The following is a 22,413-nucleotide window of genomic DNA, read 5'->3' as shown; positions in this document are numbered from 1 at the left end:
GCATGAATCGCAACTGGTTGATGGTTATCGGCGCCGGCGTGATGGAGGTCGCTTGGGTAACGGGTCTCAAGCATTCCTCGGCATGGTGGGAATGGCTGCTGACGATCGTTTTTATCGCAATAAGCTTCGACGTGTTGATACGCGCCACGCGCGTGCTGCCGGTCGGAACGGTGTACGCCGTATTTACCGGACTCGGGACCGCAGGCACGGTTATCATGGAAATGATCGTATTCGGAGAGCCGTTCAGCTGGACGAAAGTATTGTTTATTCTTATTTTGCTGGCCGGCGTCATCGGTCTCAAGATGGTAACCAAGTCGAAGGACGAGGAGGGGGAAACGGCATGAGCTGGTTGTTTCTCGTCTTTGCCGGGCTCGGCGAGGTGGTTGGCGTGATCGGCATTCAAAAAGTAAACGAAAAACGTTCATGGAAATCGTTCGGCGTCCTAATCGGCGGCTTTGCGGTCAGCTTCCTGCTGCTGTCGCTGGCGATGAACGAAATTCCGATGGGGACGGCCTATGCGGTCTGGACCGGTATCGGAACGGCCGGCGGGGCACTTGCCGGGATGCTGCTTTTCGGAGAGCCGAAGCAGTGGGTCCGGGTATTGTTTATCGCCATGATTTTATCGTCCGCTATCGGCTTGAAGCTGCTTGCCTAAACGCGGGAACGCCGCTTTCCTTTCTTCAAAGGAGAGCGGCGTTTTTCATTAATAGTGCGTGTTTAAAAAGGCCACTTTTCAGAACCGAGAAGGTTGGATGAATCCGAGGAACGAGGACACGGAGCGTAGGCAAAACCTACGTGAGTACCACAGTTACCGGATGAATGCAAGATTCGATGTCGAATAACCCACTGTTCTGCTTCGTTATCAAAAGGGGACTTTTTAAACAACCTCTAATACCGGCGGCCCGCTTGCTGCGGAACCTTGGACCTTTCCGTCGTTTACCAATAACCTTACAGAATCGACTGCCGATTTTCGGTTGATAATAGGCTCGCGGCTCGCGGTTATTTTTGCCGAATACCTCGTCATATTTTCGAATAGGGATCATGCAGGGCATCCTTTAGGATACATTGTTAAAAAGTCCGGAAATGGTGAACGCTCCATAGCAGGCGGAAGGAGGTCGATCATGGAAAGAAGCAGAAAAACGATGTGCTCGGCAGTGCTCGTGCTTTTTGGACTCATGCTGGCCGGTTGCGGCGGCGGACAATCGCCGAGTGGCACACCTTCTCCTACGTCCCTTTCGCAATCCGCCGGTCCGCCCGAGACGCAGCAGCCTACACAAGCGCCGACTCCTTCGTCTGCGCCGCCGTTGCCATCACCATCACCTTTACCATCCCCGGCTCCCGTTGTCCATTCCGTTACGTTTTCGGCGATCGGAGACATCCTGATTCATAATACGGTATACCAAGATGCGTCAAAACCTGACGGTTCTTATGATTTCAAGCCGATGCTGAAAGAGGTGAAGGATTTGCTGGAGCGATCCGATATCGCGATTGCGAATCAGGAAACCGTTATTGGCGGGAGCGAGCTGGGGCTATCCTCCTATCCGCTGTTCAACAGTCCGCACGAAGTGGGCGACGCTCTCGCCAGCATAGGCATATCGCTCGTGACTACGGCGAACAATCATGCTATGGACATGGGGGAGAAAGGGATTGTAAGCGCGGCTGCGCACTGGCGAAAGATCGGCATGCCGTATACCGGTACCTTCGTATCGCAGGAAGACCGGGATACGATCCGAACTTTGACGAAGAATGACATTACCTTTGCGTTCCTCGCGTACACCTACGGCACGAATGGCATTCCCGTTCCGCGCGATAAGCCGTATTTGGTCAATCTTCTCGATGAAGACACGATCAAGCGGGATATTGAGGAGGCCCGAAAAAAGGCCGACGTCGTTGTGGTTTCTCCTCACTGGGGCGAAGAAAACGAGACGGTTCCAAGCGAAGCGCAGAAGGCGCTGGCCCGGAGGCTAGCGGATTGGGGCGCAGACATCATCGTCGGAACGCATCCCCATGTGCTGCAGCCCATCGTCTGGCTGCCGCGCGAAGACGGCAAACGAAGTCTTGTCATGTATTCGCTCGGCAATTTCTTGTCCGCACAGGATCAAGTAAGACAACTGATCGGAGGAATCGCCCAAATTCGCGTGATCAAAACAACCGATTCCGCCGGTTCGTCGATTGAACTGAAAGACCCCGCATTCATTCCCACTTATAATAAATATGAGAATTTTCGCCGTTATCAAGTCATTCCTATCCATCTGGTAAGCGAAGAAGACGCGAAACGTCTGGCTCCGCATTGGAAGAGAATCAAGGAATCAATGCTAAGCTCGCTCCCCGAATTGACTATCGTTGACTAATGGAACGAATCGGAGCAAAACCTGCCTTCGGCTATAGGCATGTTAGTAGCTTTTATCGCGTAAGCTTTGACGAAACGAAAACGGATGTGTACAATCAAGTTGTGCTAGCATGCCGGCACGCACGTGCCAAGGGGAGGCAATAACGATGAAAATCGAAACGGTTCGCTGGCCCAAGAGCCAGCCTTTAGCCGAACAATATACGTCCGCTTTAGAGGATGTCCAAACGCTTTACGATTATGCTCCGGAGGCTTGGACGGAACGGGCCGAGTGGCTTGATAACGGGAGGACGACGGGAGTAAGTCGCGCCGAGCTTACCGAGCTGTTGCTCGCTTTTAACGAGAAGATGGAGAACGCGCCGGAAGCGATCGAAAATATCCGTTTGCTTCGCGATCCGCGTACGCTGGTTGTCGTGGGCGGGCAGCAAGCGGGACTGTTTACAGGGCCGCTCCTTGTCGTATACAAAGCGATTACGGTGCTGCAGGCAGCCCGGGAAGCTTCGTCCAGACTGAACAGACCCGTCGTGCCCGTCTTCTGGATTGCCGGGGAGGACCATGATTTCGATGAAGTGAATCATACATACGTCCTGAACGCGCAGCAATCGCTGGAGAAAATCCAAATCAGCCATCCAACCGGAATTCGGACGTCCATCAGCAGACTGGAAATCCCGGAATGGAACGAAGCGGTCAATCAGCTCGGGAGCTTGCTGCCCGATACCGAATTCAAAGCGCCGCTGCTTGATAAGCTTCGTGCGTTCGCCGATCGTTCGGATACGCTGGTCGCTTTTTTCGCGCGGATTATTGCCGATTTATTCGGCAGGCACGGCTTGGTTTTGCTGGATTCCGACGATCCCGATCTGCGCAAGCTGGAAGGCCCGATGTTCAGACAAATCTTGAAGTCGCACCGAGACATTCAAGATGCCGTAAAGGCCGGAATGGCAAGGGTCGAAGCGCTAGGCTACCGCCCGCAAGCGGAAACGGCCGAGAACAGCGCGAACCTGTTTCTGTACCGGGAGGACGGCGAGCGAGTGCTGCTCCTAGCGGAGGAAGATGAATTCACCGATCGCAAGAAGCAGTTCCGGATCGGAATGGAGGAGCTGCTGCAGTGGACGGAGCAATCGCCCGAACGGTTCAGCAACAACGTGATGACGCGGCCGGCGATGCAGGACTTCGTGCTGCCCGTGCTGGGCGTGGTGCTGGGACCCGGCGAAATCGCTTATTGGTCGCAGCTGAAGGGCGTATTTCATGCTCTGGGCATGCGGATGCCCGTCATCGTTCCAAGGCAGGAATATACGCTGCTGGAAGGTACGCTGGTCAAGTACATGGCCAAGTACGAGTTCTCCTTCGAAGATGCGCTGGCCCGTTTCGACGAGAAGAAGAACGAATGGCTGAAGGGACAGGACGAACTTCGCATCGAAGAGCGCTTTGACGAGATCGTTACGAAGTTTCACGATATGTATGCTCCGCTTGTCGAAGATATTGCGGGCATTAATGCAGGCCTCCGCAAGCTGGGGGAAACGAATATGCAGAAAATTTCCGAGCAGATCGGCTTTCTGAAAGCAAAGGCGATCGACGCCCGGCAATCGCAGCACGAATCGGCGGTGCGGCAGCTGGATCGAATCAAATTAACGATATCACCTATCGGCAAACTGCAGGAAAGAGTGTATAATGTGTATGCTTACTTGAACAAGTATGGAGATTCATGGCTGCACGTGCTAGCCGAAACGCCATACGAATCGGACGGTTTCCACCGCGTCGTCCATCTATAACGATCCCCATAAAGTGACGTCATGCACGGTAGCTTATTCCGGTACTTTGCGGGGGACCCGAAAATCTATTATCAATAATCACTTGGAGGTTGTATATGTCTGCGAAAGAAAGAAGCATCGTAACGGACCTGGCGCTTGTGCCGGAAGGCCATTTGAAAATCGATTGGGCGAGCGCGCATATGCCGGTGCTGAATCGGATCAAAGCGCAATTCGAGAAAGAACAGCCTTTTAAAGGATTGAAAGTCGCTATTTCCTTGCACCTCGAAGCGAAAACCGCTTACTTGGCTAAGGTAGTCAAAGCGGGCGGCGCGGAAGTCGCCATTACTGGCAGCAACCCGCTGTCGACGCAGGACGACGTTTGTGCGGCGCTGGTCGAGGACGGCATTACGGTATTCGCGAAATACAATCCGAGTCCGGAGGAATACAAGGAGCTGCTGATCAAAACGCTGGAGACCGCTCCGGATCTTATCATTGACGACGGCGGCGATCTCGTATCCATTCTTCATGCGGAACGTCAGGATTTACTTGCTAACGTTCGCGGCGGCGCGGAAGAAACGACGACAGGCATTTTGCGCTTGAAGGCGATGGAGAAAGAAGGGCAGCTGAAGTTCCCGATGGTCGCGGTGAACGACGCATTCTGCAAATACTTATTCGATAACCGTTACGGTACAGGCCAATCCGCATGGGACGGCATTAACCGGACGACGAATCTCGTCGTTGCGGGCAAGACGGTCGTCGTAGCCGGCTACGGCTGGTGCGGCAAAGGGGTTGCGATGCGCGCAAAAGGGCTTGGCGCGAACGTGGTCGTTACCGAGATCGACGCAATCAAAGCGGTTGAGGCGTACATGGACGGCTTTGCCGTTATGCCGATGAGCGAAGCGGCGAAGGTCGGCGATTTCTTCGTGACGGTAACGGGCAACCGCGACGTCATCACCGGCGAGCACTACAAAGTGATGAAGGATGGCGCGATATTGTCCAATGCCGGCCATTTCGACGTCGAAGTAAACAAGCCCGAGCTGGAAGCGCTGGCCGTCTCGATCCGCACGGTGCGCCGCAACATTGTGGAGTATCAGCTTGCGGACGGACGGAAGTTCTATATTTTGGCGGAAGGACGTCTCGTAAACTTGGCGGCAGGCGACGGGCATCCGGCTGAAATCATGGATATGACGTTCGCGCTCCAAGCCATGTCGCTGAAGTACGTGAACGATCAGTATAAGGAAATCGGCAGCCAAGTCGTAAACGTGCCTTACGAGCTTGACGAGCAAGTGGCGCGCTTCAAGCTGGAATCGTTGGGCATCGGGATCGATTCGCTGTCGGCGGAACAGAAGGCGTATCTGGACAGCTGGGCAGAGCACTAGAAGAAAAAGGCGTTCCTCTTTGCGGGGGAGCGCTTTTCTTTTGCATGACCGCCGCAGCAGCAAGGGGAAAGCCTTTAGCTTGTATGACATGACGCCTGTTTGCTTCATACTAAGCTTAATCAATGGGAGCCAGAGAGGAGGCGGCGGATTGGATAAGAAGTCGGAACTGGAGCAGCACTTAAGCGAAGCGCTTTCCGAGGGGGAGCTTAAGGCGGATGACCCCGGAGAGACGGCGGTAAAGAGGCTTTCGGCCAAATATGAGATACGCATTCAGGCGGCAAAAGATCCTGTGCGCGAGGAAACGGAAAGATACCGTCAGATGGCGAGCGAAGTCGACGACCGGTACGAGAAAAGACGGGGACGGCAAGGGAACGAGGAATAGCCGAAGCGTACTGCGGGAAATTACCATACGATCGGCTTTCGAAACGGGAGAAACTAATCGAGTAATTCTCCGTTCCATTATTCCCTTGCGAGAGGAAGGTCAAGATGGCATCTGCCGCACAAACGACGCTTATGACCGTGGAAGAAGCAATGCGTTCCCGCCATTCCGTTCGGAAATACGAGGCCGGATTTACGATTCCGGAAAAAGAACTGACCGCTATTTTGGAACAGGCCGCAAACGCCCCGTCTTCCTGGAATCTTCAGCATTGGCGGTTTCTCGTCATTGCGGAACAGCGCAACAAAGACCGGCTTTTGGCTATTGCCAATAATCAGCGGCAGGTTAGCGAATGCTCGGCCGTCATCGTCATGCTCGGCGATCTGCAAGCGAATTTATCCGCGGAAGCCGTCTATCGGCCTGCTTTGGAGGCAGGGGCTTTCCCGAAACAGGCTTACGATACGCTGCTGGCGAATATCGAGCAGGCTTACGCCGCAGGCGGGCAAACGCCGCGCGACGAGGCGATGCTCAATACGGGCTTAGCCGCCATGCAGGTCATGCTGGCTGCCAAAGCGAAAGGCTACGATACGTGCCCGATGGGCGGTTTTAACAGGCCGATGCTCATAGAAGCCTTTCAAATTCCGCAGCGGTACGTGCCCGTCATGATGATTACCGTCGGCAAACAGGCGGCCGCCGCACATCCGACAGTTCGTTTTCCGATCGAGCAGCTGATCGTCAGGGAATCGTTCTAGCGGAACGCAACTATATTTGGGCTCATCCTCCAAATATATGCAACATTTCCAAGACCCCCTTCGTTTACAGATTGAATGCCGCAAGGCGTTTTATCCGATCCGTAAACCGGGACGAAGGGGGTTTTTGGTATGCAGAACAGAGACAGTGTAAAGAAAAATGCAGAAGAAAACGGCAGTTTGGTGAACGCGAGAGGTGCGGGTTTTAAAGGTTCGGGCGAACGGGATAGGGGAAGACAGCAAGCGGAATGCCAGTCTATTTCCGGTCACAAGCAAGATAGGGGGGCGCAAAGGAACGGCTGGAAAGCGGCAGCTGCACTTCTGATCACGGCAGCGTTGCTGGCAGGCTGCAGCGCCGCGAATGAAAACGCTTTATCCGAGAGCGGAAGCACCGCGCAAACCGCTGACAATGCCGCCGCCAAACCGGAGGCGGCGAATGAAAAATCGGCGGCCGATGCCAAAACGGCCGGCACCGCTGCCGCCGATAAAAATCAGACTTCCCCCGCCGCAACCTCGCAGCCGAAAACGGCGGCCGGATCGGGGATGGGCGACGCATCCGATGCAATCAGCCGCAAGCTGATCTATAAGGCGAATATCGCGATGGAAGTCAAAAGCTATGACGACGCGCAAACGGACATACAAAATTTGATAACGTTGAACGGCGGGTATATTTTGGTGTTTTCCGAAAATCAAACGAGCGGCGAAAAAAGCGGAACGTTTACCATTAAGGTGCCGGCGAACGGCTTCTCGACGTTTCTTGCCGATCTTGGCAAGCTCGGCCACCTGAAGCTGCAGCGCAGCGTACAGGGGCAGGACGTTACGGAGGAATACGTCGATCTCGCCTCCAGGCTGAAAGGGAAGGAAGTGGAGGAATCGCGTCTCCTCTCTTTCATGGAGAAGGCGATGAAGGCCGACGATCTCGTCGCTTTTTCGAACCAGCTTGGCAAAGTTCAGGAAGATATCGAGAAAATCAAAGGGCGCATGCGATTCATCGATCAAAATGTATCGTTGTCCACGATCGAATTGCGTTTGTATGAGCGTTTAAGCGGGGCGAAGACGGCAAACGAGGGAGAACCGCCGAAGTCGGCCGTTACCAAAGCGGGAAATGCCTTGAAAGGCAGCACCGATTTTCTCGTCGATCTGTTTGAAGGGATTTTCGTCTTTCTAGCCGGGGCGCTCCCGATCCTGCTCGTGCTGGGTATAGTGGGCATTCCGGTTATTTACAGCTACGCCAAAGGCCGCAGAAATAACCCGCAGCAGCACCAAGGCGTATATGGCGAAAAGATCGATTCGACACCCCCGAAAGCAAGCGATACGGACGAAGAAAAGAACGATCAGGAGAAGAAATAACGCCGAAAATGCTTTAGGCTTGCACTTTCGCGCAATAAAAAACTTAATCGGATTGCGAAAAGTCCTGCACATGGAGCAGGACTTTTTGTTTTGGTGGCGAATAACTCATATTTAGTGGTGAAAAGTGGGGCAAAGTGGGGGAAGGGGGAGAGGGTTCGATGTTTATGGGGGAATACCAGCATAGCATCGACGAAAAGGGCCGTATGATCATACCGGCCAAGTTTCGCGAAGCCCTCGGCTCGACTTTCGTTCTTACCCGCGGCCTCGACCAGTGCTTGTTCGTGTACCCGATGCAGGAATGGGCCGTGCTCGAGCAGAAGCTCAAGGCGCTGCCGCTTATGAAGTCGGACGCGCGCGCGTTCACCCGCTTTTTTTTCTCCGGCGCCACGGAATGCGAGCTAGACAAGCAGGGAAGGGTAAATATACCCGGCAATTTGGTGGAACATGCCAAGCTGGCCAAGGATTGCGTCGTGCTTGGCGTCTCGAACCGGGTGGAAATTTGGAGCAAAGAGCAATGGGGAAGCTACTTCGCCCAATCGGAAGAATCGTTTAACGAGATTGCCGAGAAGCTTGTCGACTTTAATTTTGATCTGTAACATGCCGTTTGCCGCGATCGCTCACCAAGATTCATATAGAAAGGCCAATCGGCGTTCTCCCTGCAGCCATGCAGGAGCCGTTCGCCGGACATCAAGGAGGACTGCAGGTGTTTCATCACATCACGGTATTGAAGGAAGAAGCGGTTGAAGGATTACGGATTAAGCCGGACGGCATTTATGTCGACTGCACGCTGGGGGGCGCAGGTCACAGCGAGCTGATCGCATCGAAGCTGGGGCCCCAAGGCAGGCTGATCGCACTCGATCAGGACGATGCGGCGCTAGCCAATGCCGAGCAAAGACTGAAGCCGTATGCCGACCGCGTGACGCTGGTCAAAACGAATTTTCGCGATATTCGGGACGTGCTGCTTGGGCTGGATGTGCCGGTAAAAGACGGCGAACCCCAGGTGGACGGGATCCTGTTCGATCTTGGCGTATCTTCGCCTCAGCTGGACGAAGCGGATCGAGGGTTCAGCTATAATCATGACGCGGATTTGGACATGCGGATGGACCGTTCCGAGCGGCTTACCGCCCGCGAGGTCGTAAACGAATGGCCGGAGAGCGAAATTGCGCGAATTTTGTACGAGTACGGCGAGGAAAAATTTTCGCGGCGCATTGCGGCTCGAATTGTGTCGGAGCGGGAAAAATCGCCGATCGAATCGACGGGCAGGCTGGCGGAAATCATTAAAGAAGGCATTCCGGCGGCAGCGCGCCGAACGGGGCCGCACCCGGCCAAACGAAGCTTTCAAGCCATACGAATCGCCGTCAACGACGAGCTCGGGGCGATGGAAGATGCGCTGGAAAGCTCGATCCGCTGTCTGTCGCCGGGCGGACGCATATCCGTCATCACGTTTCATTCGCTCGAGGACCGGATTTGCAAGCAGCTTTTCGCGAAATATGTAGAAAAATGCACATGTCCGCCCGGTTTTCCGCTATGCGTCTGTCAAAAAAAGTCGCTGCTCAAGCTGGTTAACCGAAAGCCGCTCGATCCTTCCGCAGAAGAGCTGGAGGCGAATCCGCGGGCCCGCTCGGCGAAGCTGCGCGTGGCGGAAAGAGTGTAAAGAGCCGCCTTACAATCAAGCCTTATCGATATGGCATTGCGCCCTTACCCTTATAAACGAGAGGAGTGACTCCGGATGGCTTACATGCATGGCAATTTAGCTACGAAACCGAAGGAACAACCGAAGGAGGCCGGCCGCGTCCGCATTCGCGAAACGCGCAAGGTCGTATATAAAGCGAGGACGATTCCGGTACAAGAAAAGCTGATGTATTTGTTCACGGTATTCGTGTGCGTTGTAGTCGCCGGCGTCATTATTTGGCGCTACGCGCAAATCTATGAAATGAACAACAATATTCAAAGTATCCAAAGCAAGCTAAAAAAACTGGAAGCAGAGAACAGCACGCTTAAGCAGGAAGTCAACAAGCTGATGGATCCGAACCGTCTGAAGATCGAAGTCGAGAAAAACGGCTTGAAGCCGATCGATGAAACGCAAGTCGTACACGTTCCGGGTAAACCGGTCGCTCAAGCGCCGAAGGCAGCCGAAAAACCGTAACGGAGGGAAAAAGATGGAGAAGAAAACCAAATTGCGCTCGCTTCTGCTGGGCGTCTTTTTTACGCTTTTGTTTACCGGTTTGGTTGCCCGCATGTATTGGGTGCAGGTTGTCGAAGCATCCTCTCTGCGCGAAAAGGCGGAGGATATTTGGAGCAAGTCGGAAGTTCTGGCTGCCAAGCGGGGCGACATTCTGGACCGCAACGACAGAACGCTCGCCGAAGAGGCGGTCGCCTATACGGTTTCGGTGGATCCCGACTATATCAATCAGAAGAAAACGAATCCGAAAGCGATCAATTCGGCCCAGCTCGACTGGGACATCGCCCGCGGCTTGGCCGGTATTCTGACCACTAGTCAAGATCCCGCCGTCATTGCGGAGCTGGAGAAAAAAATATACGGCCTCGTGACGAAGAAAAAGTCGGACGGAAGCGGCTTTCTGAGAAATGTGGAAATCAAACCCGAAGGGTGGAAAATTGACGGAGAAACGAAAAAGCGGCTCGATGCCTTCATCGTCGAACTGACCGAGCGAACGCGGTCGAAGCTAACCGGTATCTCCATCACGGAGACACAGAAGCGGTACTATCCTTCCAACCGGCTGGCGTCCCATGTTCTCGGCTATATCGATAAGGAAGGAAAAGCGGTCGGGGGCATCGAGTCGACGCTGGACGAGATGCTGCGCGGCAAGAGCGGAACGCTTTATCATGAAAGAGATGCGATGGGCGTAGAGCTGCCAAATTCGAAGATTTCGATCAATCCGGCGGAAAATGGTAAAACCGTCCGCTTGACGATCGACCAAAACATCCAATATTATGTGGAAACCGCACTTAAAACATCCTATGACAAATGGAAGCCCAAAAGCATGACGGCCATTGCGGTCGATCCGCAGACGATGGAAATACTGGCTCTGGCGAATGCGCCCGATTTCAACCCGAATAAATATTGGGATGTTAACAGCCAAAGCGATTACATCAACCATGCGGTCGCATCGCAATACGAGCCGGGCTCGACGTTTAAGGTCGTGACGCTGGCCGGTGCCGTACAGGAAGGTAAGTTCGACCCGAACGACAGATTCGTATCAGGTAAAATTCCGATTGGCGGTCGAGAGCTTCATGACCATGAAACGAAGGGATGGGGTACGATTACCTATATGGAAGGCTTGCTTCGATCCAGTAATGTAGCCTTCGTTAAACTTGGCTTCGAGAAGCTTGGGCCTAAACTGCTGACGGATTACATAATGAATTTCGGTTTTGGCAAAAAGACGGGTATCGCTTTGCCGAATGAGATAAAGGGAATCGTCAATATGAAATATGATTCGGAGTACGGAACAGCGACTTACGGACAAGGTCAAGTGCTCACTACTTTACTCCAGCAGGTAGCTGCTTATGCTGCGGTCGCGAACGGCGGCAAGTTGATGGAGCCGCATATCATCAAAGACGTTATCGATCCGCAGAGCGGCGAAGTCATCCAATCTTTTGAACCCAAAGTCGTCCGCGAAGTCATCTCGCCGGAAACGGCAAAGCAGACCTCCCTTTACCTGGAGCAGGTCGTCGCCAACCAGGATATCGGAACGGGCCGCCGCGCTTACATTAGCGACTATCGGGTTGCGGGTAAGACGGGCACGGCTAACATCGTTATTCCGGGCAAAGGATATTCGACTGATACATGGGTCATTACTTTCGTCGGCTTCGCGCCTGTGGAAAATCCCCGCCTGCTGGTCGCCGTTCTCGCCGATCAGCCGGATTTAGGCGGAAACTACCACAAGGGCGGCGAGGTAGCGGCGCCGGTGTTCAAGGACATCATGACGCAAAGCCTCCGTTACATGAACGTACGCGGCAATACCGGCTCGTCCGCTTCGAAGACGACGGCGGGCGTCGAAGCGATCGCAGTCGTTCCCGACGTAACCGGCAAAACGCTGGCCGAAGCGGGGACGCTTTTGAAGCAAACCGGATTGAAATCCGAGGTGCTCGGCACCGGCGGCAAGGTGCTGAAGCAATCTCCGGCGGCCGGAACCGAAATCGCGATGTCGCAGCGCGTGCTGCTGATGACCCAAGAGTCTCAAGGCGCGCAGGTTCCCGATATGAAAGGCTCATCTCTGCGCGAGGCGATGGAGATTTGCGCCGAGCTCGAGGTGCAGTGCAAGGCGAGCGGGGAAGGGTACGTGGCCTCGCAGTCCGTCAGCGATGAGAAAGGCACCAAGGTTGTCGCCCTGGAGCTCAAGCCGATCGACGAGCAGTCCGCCGCCGACGAGAAGAAAGCTGCGGATCCCGTCAAGACCGAAGACGGGAAGAAGACGGGCTCTGCCGGGGCGTCCAGCCAGCAGAGCGGATCCGGCGCGAAGCGATAACGAACAAGCTTATCCGGCGATGCCGGATAAGCTTGTTCTAACCCCTGTTTGTCCCGAATAGTCTGGATATGAAACGATCTTGTCCGCTTGTCTGTCAACAGGCGGCGGTCGAATCATTTTCATAGGCTCGGGAGGGACATGTCATGAAGGTTTCCAACGTAACGATTCGCAAACGTTTATTGTTTGCGCTTATTGCCGGAACGTTCGTTTTTGCGGCGCTGGTCGTACGGCTCGGCTATGTTCAGCTGTGGATCGGCTCCGATCTTGCGGTCAAGGCCGAGGAGTCTTGGCGCAGAAATATTCCTTTCGCGGCGAAGCGCGGGGAAGTATGGGACCGCAACGGCGTCAAGCTGACGTACAATATCAGCTCGCCCTCCGTGATGGCGATTCCTGCGCAGATCAAGGATCCGCAGCAGACGGCGGCCAAGCTGTCCGCTGCGTTGCAGTTCTCGGAGCAAACGATATACAATCAGATTACGAAGCGCGAGCTCATAGTCAAAATACAGCCCGGCGGCCGGAAAATAAGCGAGGAGAAGGCGGATCAGATCCGGGCTCTGAACTTGCCCGGCATCGTCGTCGCGGAAGACAACAAGCGGTACTATCCTTTCGGTCAGCTTGCCGCGCATATTCTCGGCTTTACAGGCATCGACAACCAGGGCTTGACCGGCGTAGAGGCGCAGTACGATAAGCAGCTGACCGGCATCAGAGGCAGCGTGTCGTTCTTGTCGGACGCTTCCGGCAAGAAGATGCCGAACTCGACCGACCGCTATTCCAAGCCGATGGACGGCTTGAATTTGCAGCTGACGGTAGACAGCTATCTGCAATCGGTCCTCGAGCGCGAGCTCGATCAAGCGATGCTCAAATATCAAGCGAACAATGCAATCGCCATTATGATGGATCCTACGAACGGCGAAGTGCTTGCGATGGCCGGAAAGCCCTCCTACGAGCCTGGGAATTATAGAAACTCTCCGTCCGAGGTCATTAACCGCAACCTGCCGATCTGGATGACGTACGAGCCGGGGTCGACGTTCAAAATCATCACACTGGCTGCGGCGCTGCAGGAAAAGAAAGTGAATTTTAAAGAGCAGTTCCACGATCCCGGCTACATCGAAGTGGCCGGCGCCAGATTGCGCTGCTGGAAGCGGGGCGGCCACGGCAGCGAGACGTTCCTCGAGGTCGTCGAAAATTCGTGCAACCCCGGCTTTGTCGTCATGGGGAACCGGCTCGGCAAAGAAACGCTGTTCGATTACATTAACCGGTTCGGCTTCGGCAAGAAAACGGGAATCGATCTCGGCGGCGAAGAGAACGGCATTATGTTCAAAATGTCGAAGGTCGGTCCGGTCGAGCTGGCGACCACTTCCTTCGGGCAAGGGGTTTCCGTCACCCCGATCCAGCAGGTTGCCGCCGTATCCGCCGCGATTAACGGCGGGAAGCTGTTCAAGCCTCACATCGCCAAAAGCTGGGTGAACCCGGAAACGGGCGAAGTGATCGATGTAATCGAGCCGGAGCTGGTGCGTACCGTCATCTCGGAGGAAACGTCCCAGCAGGTTCGTTACGCGCTCGAAAGAGTCGTAGCCCAAGGGACGGGGAAAAATGCGTTTCTCGACGGTTACCGCGTCGGCGGCAAAACCGGAACCGCGCAGAAGGTCATCAACGGCCGCTACTCGGCGAACGAGCATATCGTATCGTTCATCGGCTTCGCGCCGGCGGACAAACCGAGAGTCGTCGTATACGTGGCGATCGACAATCCGCAAGGCATCCAGTTCGGCGGCTTGGTCGCGGCGCCTGTCGTGCGCAACATTATGGGCGACGCGCTGCGCTATATGAACGTGGAGCCGAGCAAAGAGCAAGTCGAACGCGAATACGTATACGGGGACACAAAAATACTCGAGGTGCCGAATCTTGTAGGCATGACGGTTCAGGATATTTACGAAGATATGAACATGGATTTTCAGCTAAGCAAATCGGGTGAAGGCAATATGGTCGTCAAGCAGCAGCCTGCCGCAGGCACAAGGCTGGAGCAGGGCTCGACGATCCGTATCTTTATGTCGGACGCCAAAAAGGAAGCCGGCAGTTGATTTTTTGTTCATTTTTCGATATTTATGTCAATGAAACGTTGAAATAGGTAATAAAGATAGTAGAGGGGCATCGCCTGTCGCATGAGCGATCGAATCCGGGAGCGGACGGCGAGCGGCAGGCCGAGGAGAGGGGGATTTCCCATGAGGCTGAACGAAGTGGCGGCGCTATTGCCTGTAAAGAAACTGATTGGGGACGGCACAGTCGAATTTACGGGGCTGAAGATCGATTCGCACCTGGTACAATCCGGCGATTTATATTTGTGTGTGCCGACGCCGCCGAATTTGAAATTTAAAGACCGTCACCAGTTTGCCGGCGACGCCATAGCTAACGGCGCCGTTGCGCTGCTTTGCGAGCGCGAACTGGATGTCAACGTTCCGATGCTGATCGTACCGAACGTGCGGTTTGCGATGGCCGTCATCGCGAATCATTTGTACGGCTATCCGAGCCGCGAACTGCAGGTCATCGGCGTAACAGGAACGAACGGGAAAACGACGACGGCTCATATAATGGAACATATCATGAGGGAGCAAGGCTTCCAAACAGGATTGATGGGCAATCTCGGTCTCAAAATCGGGGACGAAAGAATCGAATACGAAGGCAATACGCTGGAAAGTCCCGATCTGCAGCAAAGTTTTCGCCGGATGAGCGACGCGAATGTCGACTATTGCTTTATGGAGGTGTCGTCGCATGGCCTCCAGCTCGGAAGGGTGCTAGGGACACGATTCCGGACGGCTGTGTTTACGAACCTGACGCAGGATCACCTTGATTTCCATCTCACGATGGACGCCTACCGCGAAGCGAAAGGCTTGTTCTTCTCGCGGCTGGGCAACGAGTTCTATGCGAATCCTGAAGATCGCAAATACGCGATTCTGAACGCGGATGACGAGGCTTCCGCTTATTTTGCGAACGTAACGCCGGCCCAGGTGATTACATATGGGATTGCGAACGAGGCCGACGTCCGTGCGACGGATATTCGGATTACGGCGCAAGGCACTTCCTTCCGCTTGCATTCCTTTGCGGGCGGGACCGACATCTCGCTTAAGCTTATCGGCAAGTTCAACGTATACAACGCGCTTGGCGCTATCGCTGCGGCGCTCGTTGAAGGCGTCCCGGTGGAGCGGATCAGAGCCAGCCTTGCGACAATGCCTGTCGTCGACGGAAGAATGGAAACGGTCGACGAAGGCCAGCCGTTTCTTGTGGCGGTCGATTACGCGCATACGCCGGACGGCGTGGAAAACGCGCTTGCAACGATCAAGGAGTTCGCCGAAGGGCGAATCCTTACCGTATTCGGCTGCGGCGGGGACCGGGACCGGACCAAGCGTCCGATCATGGGGAATATCGCTGCGCGCTACAGCGATTATGTATTCGTCACCTCCGACAATCCGCGTACGGAGGATCCGCAGGCCATTTTACTCGACATCGAGCCGGGCTTGCAGGAAGCGCATTTTCCGGCAGACCGGTACGAGCTGCTAGAGGATAGGCGCGAAGCGATTAAAAAGGCTATTGAAATGGCAAGCCCTGGCGATGTAGTATTGATTGCGGGAAAAGGTCACGAAACGTACCAATTGATCGGGGGCGTCACGCATCATTTCGACGACCGCGAAGAAGCCAGGGAAGCGATAAGGGGACTTAACAAATGATTACACGCACATGCGGGCAAATCGCACAAATGGTCGGCAAGAGCTTGACCGATGCCGGAAGCCCTTCAGGCACGGATGTAACCGAAATCGTCGTGAAGGGCGTTTGCTTCGATACGCGCAACATAAAGCCGGGCAATTTGTTTGTGCCTCTCATAGGCCAGCGGGACGGGCACGATTATGTGCTGGAGGCGCTGGCCAAAGGCGCGGCCGCAGCATTGTGGCAAATCGGACGGCCGAAGCCGGAAGACGGCTTGCCGCTGATCGAGGTCGACGATACGCTGGAGGCGCTGCAGCAGCTGGCGCATGCCTATAGAAACGAACTGCCGGTGCGCATCGTCGGAATTACCGGAAGCAACGGCAAAACGACGACGAAGGATTTGACCGCTTCGCTGCTCGGCACGACGTATAAGGTGCACAAGACGGCAGGCAATCTGAATAATCATATCGGGCTGCCGATGACGCTCCTCGAAATGGATGAGCAGACGGAAATGGCCGTACTGGAAATGGGAATGAGCGGTCGTGGCGAAATCGAGCTGCTCTCTCGGATCGCCGAGCCTGAAGCGGTCATTGTGACCAACATCGGGGAGGCGCATTTGCTCCAGCTCGGAACGCGGGAGGAAATCGCCCGGGCCAAGACGGAAATATTAAGCGGTTTAAAGCCGGACGGCTTTTTTGTGTACAACGGCGATGAGCCTTTGATCGAACAGGTGCTTCCGGATATGCCGCAGCCTGCCTCGATGCTCCGGTACCGCTTCGGCGCTTCGGACCGGAACGATCTATATCCGGTAGGCGTCATGCAAGACGGCGAAGGAACCCATTTCCAGACGAACCTGCCGGGCTCTCGCAGCTTTTACATTCCGCTGCTCGGTCTCCATAACGTCGTCAACGCTTTAGCGGCTATTGCCGTAGCGAAATTCATGGGCGTCTGCGACGACGAGTTGGATCAAGGGCTCAAGGACGTTGAGCTTACGAGCATGAGGATCGAGCCGGTCAAGCTGAAGAACGGCGCGTTCCTGCTCAATGACGCTTACAACGCAAGCCCGACTTCGATGCAGGCGGGGCTGTCGCTATTGACGGAGCTTAAAGGCTACTCCCGCAAATTCGCCGTGCTCGGCGATATGCTGGAGCTCGGCCCCAGCGAGGAAGAATTCCACCGCGAAATCGGCCGGGGCCTCGATCCGGAATCGATCGACGGCGTCTTCACGTACGGCAAGCTAGCGCGGAATATCGCGGAGGAAGCGGCCGTGCGGTTCGGCGGGGAACGGGTTCGTCCGTTCGACGACAAAGCGGATTTGATTCGCGAGCTGCGCGGTTTGCTTAAAGAAGGCGACGCCGTTATCGTCAAAGGCTCCCGGGGTATGCGGCTGGAGGAAGTCATCCATGCGCTGCAAGCGGAGGACGAAACGGTTTGACGGTAACGGAAATCGCGCTGCAACTTGCCGGACTGCCAACAGTCCGGCTATCGACTTGGAAACGGATGTAAGAAATGTGCAAGGGGTGCCGTCATGATTGATAGTAAAGAGATCCTGTTTCCGCTGGCAACCGCCTTCGTTTTGGCGCTGCTTGCGGGGCCGCTGCTAATCCCGCTTTTGCGGAGGCTGAAATTCGGCCAGCAAATCCGCACTGACGGTCCGCAGGGCCATTTGAAGAAAAAAGGGACGCCGACAATGGGCGGTATCATTATCATACTGGCGCTGGCGGTAGCCGCGCTTCGTTTTGCCGACAAAAATTCCGAGCTGATCGTCCTTCTGGTCGCCTCGCTTGGTTATGGATTAATCGGATTTCTAGACGATTATATCAAGATTTTGTTCAAACGCTCCTTGGGGCTCACCGCGAAGCAAAAGCTGCTCGGTCAACTGATCGTCTCGGCGGTGGTGTGTTACTTCCTTATCCGGATGGGGCACTCGACCGACGTTCACATTCCGATTGCGAACGTCGACATCAAGCTCGGCTGGCTGTATTACCCGTTCGTCGCTTTCCTGATGCTGGCGACGAGCAACGGCGTAAACTTTACGGACGGCTTGGACGGCCTGCTTGCGGGTACAAGCGCAATCGCCTTCGGCGCTTACGTGATTATCGCGGTGCAGAGCCACAACCCGGAAACGGCGATTTTCTCCGCGGCGACGGTAGGCGCGGTACTCGGCTTTCTCGTATTTAACGCGCATCCCGCCAAGGTGTTTATGGGCGATACCGGCTCGCTGGGTCTCGGAGGCGGTCTAGCGGCTGCCGCCATTTTGACGAAGCAGGAGCTGCTGCTTGCCGTAATCGGGGGCGTTTTTGCGATAGAGGTGCTATCCGTAATCATTCAAGTCACATCCTTCAAGACGAGAGGCAAGCGCGTGTTCAAGATGAGCCCGATCCACCATCATTTCGAGCTGACGGGCTGGTCGGAGTGGCGGGTCGTCATCACGTTCTGGATCACCGGACTCGTTCTTGCGGGAATCGGACTATACGTAAACGAGGTGTTCTAACGCATGATGCATCCGATGCATTATCGAGACAAGAAGGTGGTCGTTCTAGGACTCGCCAAAAGCGGAATCGCCGTTGCCAAGCTGTTTCACGAGTACGGCGCAGCCGTTACGGTGAACGATAAAAAGGAGCGCGACGCATGCCCTGAAGCCGACGAACTTACGGCTCTGGGTATTTCTGTTATTTGCGGCGGGCATCCGCTCACACTGATCAACGAAGAGGTATCGCTGGTCGTCAAAAATCCGGGCATTCCTTATTCCGCGGAGCCGGTTGCCCGCGCGCTGGAGCTCGGCATCGAGACCGTAACCGAAGTGGAGGTCGCCTATCACATCTGCAAGGCGCCGATTATCGGGATTACCGGCTCGAACGGCAAGACGACCACGACCACGTGGATCGGCAACATGCTGGAGGCGGCCGGGTTATCGCCGATCGTGGCGGGCAACATCGGCCGGCCTCTTTGCGACGCGGCGTTGGAAGCGACGGCGGACAACCGGATGGTCGTGGAATTGTCGAGCTTTCAGCTCAAAGGAACTTCCGCATTCCGTCCGAATATCGCTTGCCTGTTGAACGTCTTCCAAACGCATCTCGACTACCACGGCGGCATGGAGGACTACATCAGCTCCAAGCTGAAGCTGTTCGCAAACCAAACGCCGGATGACGTCGCGGTCCTGAATGCGGACGATGACGTATGCCGCGGGCTAATGCCGAAAGTGAAAGCCAAGGTGCTCGCGTTCTCCATGTCGGAGCTAACGGAGTGCGGCTTCTTCCTGCAGGACGATACGATCATCTGCCGGACGTTTGACGGCGAGCTGGTCAAGGTGCTTCCTGCGGGCGAGCTTGGGTTACCCGGCCGCCATAACGTGCAAAATGCGCTTGCGGCATCCGCTGCGGCTTACGCGGCAGGGGTTTCCTTCGAAACGATCGCGGAGGTGCTGAAATCGTTCCGCGGCGTCGAGCACCGGCTCGAGTTCGTCAAGGAACGGAACGGCGTCACCTACATCAACGGATCGAAAGCGACGAATCCGGCTGCCACCATCATGGATATCGAAGCGTTCAGCCAGCCGGTCGTGCTGATAGCGGGCGGTCTTGAACGCGGAATGGATTACATGGAGCTGCTGCCGTATTTCGCGAACCGGGTGAAAGCTGTCGTGACGCTCGGCGAAACCCGCGAAAAAATAAATCGCGTAGCGGAGCAGGCAGGACTAGTCGCCGTGAAAAGCGTCGATAATGCTAACACTCCCGCCGAGACGTTGGCTGAAGCCGTGCGCATCGCCGACGGCTTGGCAGAGTCGGGAGATGTCGTACTGCTGTCGCCTGCCTGTGCAAGTTGGGACATGTTTGTCTCGTTTGAGGAACGGGGACGCATTTTTAAGCAGTCCGTGCATAACCTGTAACAAGGGGGAGCTTGTCCCCACTTTTGTTGCAAGGGGTGCCTGGCTATGGGCAAATCGCGTTCCGCTCCGGATCCTATCATGCTGTTATCCACTATACTGCTTCTGGCGATAGGCGTCGTTATGGTTTATAGCGCCAGCGCTGTGCTGTCGTTCCGCGAATTCGGAGACGCCTTCTATTACTTGAAGAGGCAGCTGTTGTTTGCCGCGCTCGGCGGCGTTGCGATGATCGTGATGATGAACATCGACTATTGGGTTTGGAAGAAGTACGCCAAGCTTGCGCTGATCCTGGGCTTCGTCATGCTCTTGATCGTTCTGATTCCGGGCGTGGGCGTCGTTCGCGGCGGGGCAAGAAGCTGGCTGGGGATCGCATCGTTCGGGATCCAGCCGTCCGAGTTTATGAAAATGTGCGTCATTTTGTTCCTGGCGAAGATGCTGTCGGAAGAGAAGCTGCAGATCACCGATTTTGCGCGGGGACTTATGCCGCCGCTCGCCATCGTAGGCGTTACGTTCGGGCTTATCATGCTTCAGCCTGATCTCGGTACCGGCGCTGTGCTCGTTGGCGCTTCGCTGCTGATCATTTATACGGCAGGCGCGAGGATCGCCCATCTGGCCGGACTCGCCATGATCGGCGTCGTCGGCCTCGTCGGCCTCGTGCTGGCGGAGCCGTACCGGATGAAACGGATCACCGGCTTTCTCGATCCGTGGCAGGATCCGCTCGGGGTCGGCTATCAATCGATTCAATCGCTTTACGCGGTAGGGCCGGGCGGACTGGTCGGACTCGGACTCGGCATGAGCCGGCAAAAATACAGCTACCTGCCGGAACCGCAAACCGACTTCATCTTCTCGATTATCGGCGAGGAGCTTGGCTTTATCGGCGGGACGCTGCTGCTTGCGCTGTTCACGCTGCTCGTATGGCGCGGCCTGAGAACGGCGATTACGGCCCCGGATACGTTCGGCAGCCTGCTCGCCGTCGGCATCATCGGCATGGTAGCCGTTCAAGTTATCATCAACATCGGCGTCGTAATCGGCATGTTTCCGGTTACCGGCATTACGCTGCCGCTTATTAGCTACGGCGGCTCGTCTTTAACCTTAATGCTGACCGCGCTCGGCATATTGCTTAACATTTCTCGATACGCGAGGTGACGGTGGCTTGAAAACAATCGTCTTCACCGGAGGAGGTTCGGCGGGTCATGTGACGCCGAACCTTGCGCTTATTTCCGCCCTGCGTCAAGAGGGCTGGAATGCGGCCTATATCGGCTCCGCCGACGGAATCGAAAAGCAGATTATCGATGAAGCGGGAATCCCGTTTCATCACATTTCATCCGGTAAGCTGCGCCGCTATTTCGATTTGAAAAATATGAAAGACCCCTTCAAGGTACTGAAGGGCGTCTGGGATTCTTATAAGCTATTAAGAAAATTAAAGCCGAGCATCGTATTTTCGAAGGGTGGCTTCGTCTCCGTTCCGGTCGTCGTTGCCGGTTGGATGCGCGGTATCCCCGTCATCATTCATGAATCGGACATCACGCCCGGGCTGGCCAACAAGCTGTCCGTGCCGTTTGCCCGCAAGGTTTGCGTAACCTTCCCCGAGACGCTGTCGCTGGCGGCCAAGAGAGGGGCGGCAGCGGAAGGCAGCGAGAAGGCGGTCCTGACGGGCTTGCCGATCCGCAGCGAGCTGCAAGCAGGCTCCGCCGAGCGCGGGCGCGCCATGTGCGAGTTCACCCGAACGAAGCCGGTTCTGCTTGTAATGGGCGGAAGCCTCGGCGCCAAAGCGATTAACGAAGCGGTCCGCGCCAAGCTGCCGAACCTGCTGCAGCGGTTCCAGATCGTTCATATTTGCGGCAAAGGCAATCTCGAACGCGAGCTTGACGGGACGAGAGGTTACCGTCAGTTCGAGTACGTAAATAAGGAGCTCCCGGATTTGCTGGCGATGACTGATGTCGTCGTATCCCGGGCGGGGGCCACGTCGATTTGCGAGTTTTTGGCGCTGCAGAAGCCGATGGTGCTTATTCCGTTAACCCGCCAGGCGAGCCGCGGCGATCAGATCGTCAATGCGGCCTCGTTCGAAAAGTCCGGTTACGGCCGGGTGCTGCCGGAAGAACAGGCTACGGCCGATTCTCTGCACGCTCTTGTCACCAATGTATACGAAGAGCGGGAGCACTATATCGAGCGGATGGCCCGTTCCGAAATCAAGGACGGCGTCCGCGCCATCGTCGGCCTTATTGAAGCGGAGGCGCGGTAACGAACGAAAAACGCTGCCGGGAGCCGGACGATCGTCGACGTATGATTGTTTATGATTGTTTCCGGGGCTCCCCGCAAAGCATTCGGAATAAGCTTCGAAGTATCGCTTCACCTTGTGGGGATTGTTTGTGGGGGACATCGTCATATAGGCGATTGT

The 22,413-nt window shown here is 55.4% G+C and carries 19 protein-coding genes; all 19 read left to right on the top strand.

Features of this window, described 5'->3' with window-relative positions:
- Nucleotides 1–2 precede the first annotated feature (2 nt).
- The 19 genes from ACKGJP_RS23670 to ACKGJP_RS23580 all read left to right on the top strand — a co-directional run bounded on the left by ACKGJP_RS23670 (nucleotide 3) and on the right by ACKGJP_RS23580 (nucleotide 22,257).
- Complete coding sequence (locus ACKGJP_RS23670) at nucleotides 3–344, top strand: DMT family transporter (protein WP_409341259.1); 342 nt, start codon at nucleotides 3–5, stop codon at nucleotides 342–344.
- Nucleotides 341–655 carry a DMT family transporter gene (locus ACKGJP_RS23665; protein WP_409341258.1) on the top strand — a complete coding sequence of 105 codons (315 nt, stop codon included), beginning with the start codon at nucleotides 341–343 and terminating at the stop codon, nucleotides 653–655. Before ACKGJP_RS23670 ends, ACKGJP_RS23665 begins: the two co-directional genes overlap by 4 nt.
- 466 nt (nucleotides 656–1,121) lie before the next feature.
- Nucleotides 1,122–2,351 (top strand): CapA family protein, encoded by a 1,230-nt coding sequence (locus ACKGJP_RS23660; protein WP_409341257.1) that lies wholly within the window; start codon nucleotides 1,122–1,124, stop codon nucleotides 2,349–2,351.
- Between the two features lie 145 nt (nucleotides 2,352–2,496).
- Nucleotides 2,497–4,116 (top strand): bacillithiol biosynthesis cysteine-adding enzyme BshC, encoded by a 1,620-nt coding sequence (bshC, locus tag ACKGJP_RS23655; RefSeq protein ID WP_409341256.1) that lies wholly within the window; start codon nucleotides 2,497–2,499, stop codon nucleotides 4,114–4,116.
- A 95-nt stretch (nucleotides 4,117–4,211) separates the two neighbouring features.
- Nucleotides 4,212–5,474 carry an adenosylhomocysteinase gene (locus ACKGJP_RS23650; RefSeq protein ID WP_409341255.1) on the top strand — a complete coding sequence of 421 codons (1,263 nt, stop codon included), beginning with the start codon at nucleotides 4,212–4,214 and terminating at the stop codon, nucleotides 5,472–5,474.
- Nucleotides 5,475–5,622: 148 nt separating this feature from the next.
- Nucleotides 5,623–5,856, top strand: a complete 234-nt coding sequence (locus tag ACKGJP_RS23645) for a hypothetical protein (protein WP_409341254.1) — start codon at nucleotides 5,623–5,625, stop codon at nucleotides 5,854–5,856.
- 104 nt (nucleotides 5,857–5,960) lie between these two features.
- A complete protein-coding gene (locus ACKGJP_RS23640; RefSeq protein ID WP_409341253.1) occupies nucleotides 5,961–6,602 on the top strand; it encodes a nitroreductase family protein in 642 nt (213 codons plus the stop codon).
- A 129-nt stretch (nucleotides 6,603–6,731) separates the two neighbouring features.
- Complete coding sequence (locus ACKGJP_RS23635) at nucleotides 6,732–7,949, top strand: DUF4349 domain-containing protein (protein WP_409341252.1); 1,218 nt, start codon at nucleotides 6,732–6,734, stop codon at nucleotides 7,947–7,949.
- A 158-nt stretch (nucleotides 7,950–8,107) separates the two neighbouring features.
- Nucleotides 8,108–8,545: a division/cell wall cluster transcriptional repressor MraZ gene (gene mraZ, locus ACKGJP_RS23630; protein ID WP_409341251.1), complete on the top strand. Its 438-nt coding sequence runs from the start codon at nucleotides 8,108–8,110 to the stop codon at nucleotides 8,543–8,545.
- Nucleotides 8,546–8,652: 107 nt separating this feature from the next.
- Nucleotides 8,653–9,603, top strand: a complete 951-nt coding sequence (rsmH, locus tag ACKGJP_RS23625) for a 16S rRNA (cytosine(1402)-N(4))-methyltransferase RsmH (RefSeq protein ID WP_409341250.1) — start codon at nucleotides 8,653–8,655, stop codon at nucleotides 9,601–9,603.
- A gap of 75 nt (nucleotides 9,604–9,678) precedes the next feature.
- Nucleotides 9,679–10,095 (top strand): cell division protein FtsL, encoded by a 417-nt coding sequence (ftsL, locus tag ACKGJP_RS23620; RefSeq protein WP_409341249.1) that lies wholly within the window; start codon nucleotides 9,679–9,681, stop codon nucleotides 10,093–10,095.
- A gap of 13 nt (nucleotides 10,096–10,108) precedes the next feature.
- On the top strand, nucleotides 10,109–12,436 hold the full coding sequence (locus ACKGJP_RS23615; RefSeq protein ID WP_409341248.1) for a penicillin-binding transpeptidase domain-containing protein: 2,328 nt from the start codon (nucleotides 10,109–10,111) through the stop codon (nucleotides 12,434–12,436).
- A 143-nt stretch (nucleotides 12,437–12,579) separates the two neighbouring features.
- Nucleotides 12,580–14,514: a stage V sporulation protein D gene (locus tag ACKGJP_RS23610; RefSeq protein ID WP_409341247.1), complete on the top strand. Its 1,935-nt coding sequence runs from the start codon at nucleotides 12,580–12,582 to the stop codon at nucleotides 14,512–14,514.
- Between the two features lie 141 nt (nucleotides 14,515–14,655).
- Nucleotides 14,656–16,155 carry a UDP-N-acetylmuramoyl-L-alanyl-D-glutamate--2,6-diaminopimelate ligase gene (locus tag ACKGJP_RS23605; RefSeq protein WP_409341246.1) on the top strand — a complete coding sequence of 500 codons (1,500 nt, stop codon included), beginning with the start codon at nucleotides 14,656–14,658 and terminating at the stop codon, nucleotides 16,153–16,155.
- A complete protein-coding gene (murF, locus tag ACKGJP_RS23600) occupies nucleotides 16,152–17,567 on the top strand; it encodes a UDP-N-acetylmuramoyl-tripeptide--D-alanyl-D-alanine ligase (RefSeq protein ID WP_409341245.1) in 1,416 nt (471 codons plus the stop codon). The genes ACKGJP_RS23605 and murF overlap by 4 nt, the downstream gene beginning before the upstream one ends.
- 93 nt (nucleotides 17,568–17,660) lie before the next feature.
- Entirely contained in the window at nucleotides 17,661–18,626 is a 966-nt protein-coding gene (mraY, locus tag ACKGJP_RS23595) for a phospho-N-acetylmuramoyl-pentapeptide-transferase (protein WP_409341244.1), read from the top strand.
- Between the two features lie 3 nt (nucleotides 18,627–18,629).
- Nucleotides 18,630–20,018, top strand: coding sequence for a UDP-N-acetylmuramoyl-L-alanine--D-glutamate ligase (murD, locus tag ACKGJP_RS23590; protein WP_409341243.1), 1,389 nt, complete (start codon nucleotides 18,630–18,632; stop codon nucleotides 20,016–20,018).
- A gap of 45 nt (nucleotides 20,019–20,063) precedes the next feature.
- A complete protein-coding gene (spoVE, locus tag ACKGJP_RS23585; RefSeq protein ID WP_409341242.1) occupies nucleotides 20,064–21,161 on the top strand; it encodes a stage V sporulation protein E in 1,098 nt (365 codons plus the stop codon).
- A gap of 7 nt (nucleotides 21,162–21,168) precedes the next feature.
- Nucleotides 21,169–22,257, top strand: a complete 1,089-nt coding sequence (locus ACKGJP_RS23580) for an undecaprenyldiphospho-muramoylpentapeptide beta-N-acetylglucosaminyltransferase (RefSeq protein WP_409341241.1) — start codon at nucleotides 21,169–21,171, stop codon at nucleotides 22,255–22,257.
- Nucleotides 22,258–22,413: the final 156 nt, after the last annotated feature.

This window comes from Paenibacillus litoralis (assembly GCF_046244365.1).
GTDB lineage: Bacteria > Bacillota > Bacilli > Paenibacillales > NBRC-103111 > Paenibacillus_V.
Note: the sequence above shows the minus strand (reverse complement) of the source record. Positions and strands in the feature narration are given on the sequence as shown.

What these genes read in the sequence shown, in the direction of transcription:
- ACKGJP_RS23670 (WP_409341259.1), top strand. Translation starts at nt 3, where the DNA reads ATGAATCGCAACTGGTTGATGGTTATCGGCGCCGGCGTGATGGAGGTC.
- ACKGJP_RS23665 (WP_409341258.1), top strand. Translation starts at nt 341, where the DNA reads ATGAGCTGGTTGTTTCTCGTCTTTGCCGGGCTCGGCGAGGTGGTTGGC.
- ACKGJP_RS23660 (WP_409341257.1), top strand. Translation starts at nt 1,122, where the DNA reads ATGGAAAGAAGCAGAAAAACGATGTGCTCGGCAGTGCTCGTGCTTTTT.
- bshC (WP_409341256.1), top strand. Translation starts at nt 2,497, where the DNA reads ATGAAAATCGAAACGGTTCGCTGGCCCAAGAGCCAGCCTTTAGCCGAA.
- ACKGJP_RS23650 (WP_409341255.1), top strand. Translation starts at nt 4,212, where the DNA reads ATGTCTGCGAAAGAAAGAAGCATCGTAACGGACCTGGCGCTTGTGCCG.
- ACKGJP_RS23640 (WP_409341253.1), top strand. Translation starts at nt 5,961, where the DNA reads ATGGCATCTGCCGCACAAACGACGCTTATGACCGTGGAAGAAGCAATG.
- ACKGJP_RS23635 (WP_409341252.1), top strand. Translation starts at nt 6,732, where the DNA reads ATGCAGAACAGAGACAGTGTAAAGAAAAATGCAGAAGAAAACGGCAGT.
- mraZ (WP_409341251.1), top strand. Translation starts at nt 8,108, where the DNA reads ATGTTTATGGGGGAATACCAGCATAGCATCGACGAAAAGGGCCGTATG.
- ftsL (WP_409341249.1), top strand. Translation starts at nt 9,679, where the DNA reads ATGGCTTACATGCATGGCAATTTAGCTACGAAACCGAAGGAACAACCG.
- ACKGJP_RS23615 (WP_409341248.1), top strand. Translation starts at nt 10,109, where the DNA reads ATGGAGAAGAAAACCAAATTGCGCTCGCTTCTGCTGGGCGTCTTTTTT.
- ACKGJP_RS23610 (WP_409341247.1), top strand. Translation starts at nt 12,580, where the DNA reads ATGAAGGTTTCCAACGTAACGATTCGCAAACGTTTATTGTTTGCGCTT.
- ACKGJP_RS23605 (WP_409341246.1), top strand. Translation starts at nt 14,656, where the DNA reads ATGAGGCTGAACGAAGTGGCGGCGCTATTGCCTGTAAAGAAACTGATT.
- murF (WP_409341245.1), top strand. Translation starts at nt 16,152, where the DNA reads ATGATTACACGCACATGCGGGCAAATCGCACAAATGGTCGGCAAGAGC.
- mraY (WP_409341244.1), top strand. Translation starts at nt 17,661, where the DNA reads ATGATTGATAGTAAAGAGATCCTGTTTCCGCTGGCAACCGCCTTCGTT.
- murD (WP_409341243.1), top strand. Translation starts at nt 18,630, where the DNA reads ATGATGCATCCGATGCATTATCGAGACAAGAAGGTGGTCGTTCTAGGA.
- spoVE (WP_409341242.1), top strand. Translation starts at nt 20,064, where the DNA reads ATGGGCAAATCGCGTTCCGCTCCGGATCCTATCATGCTGTTATCCACT.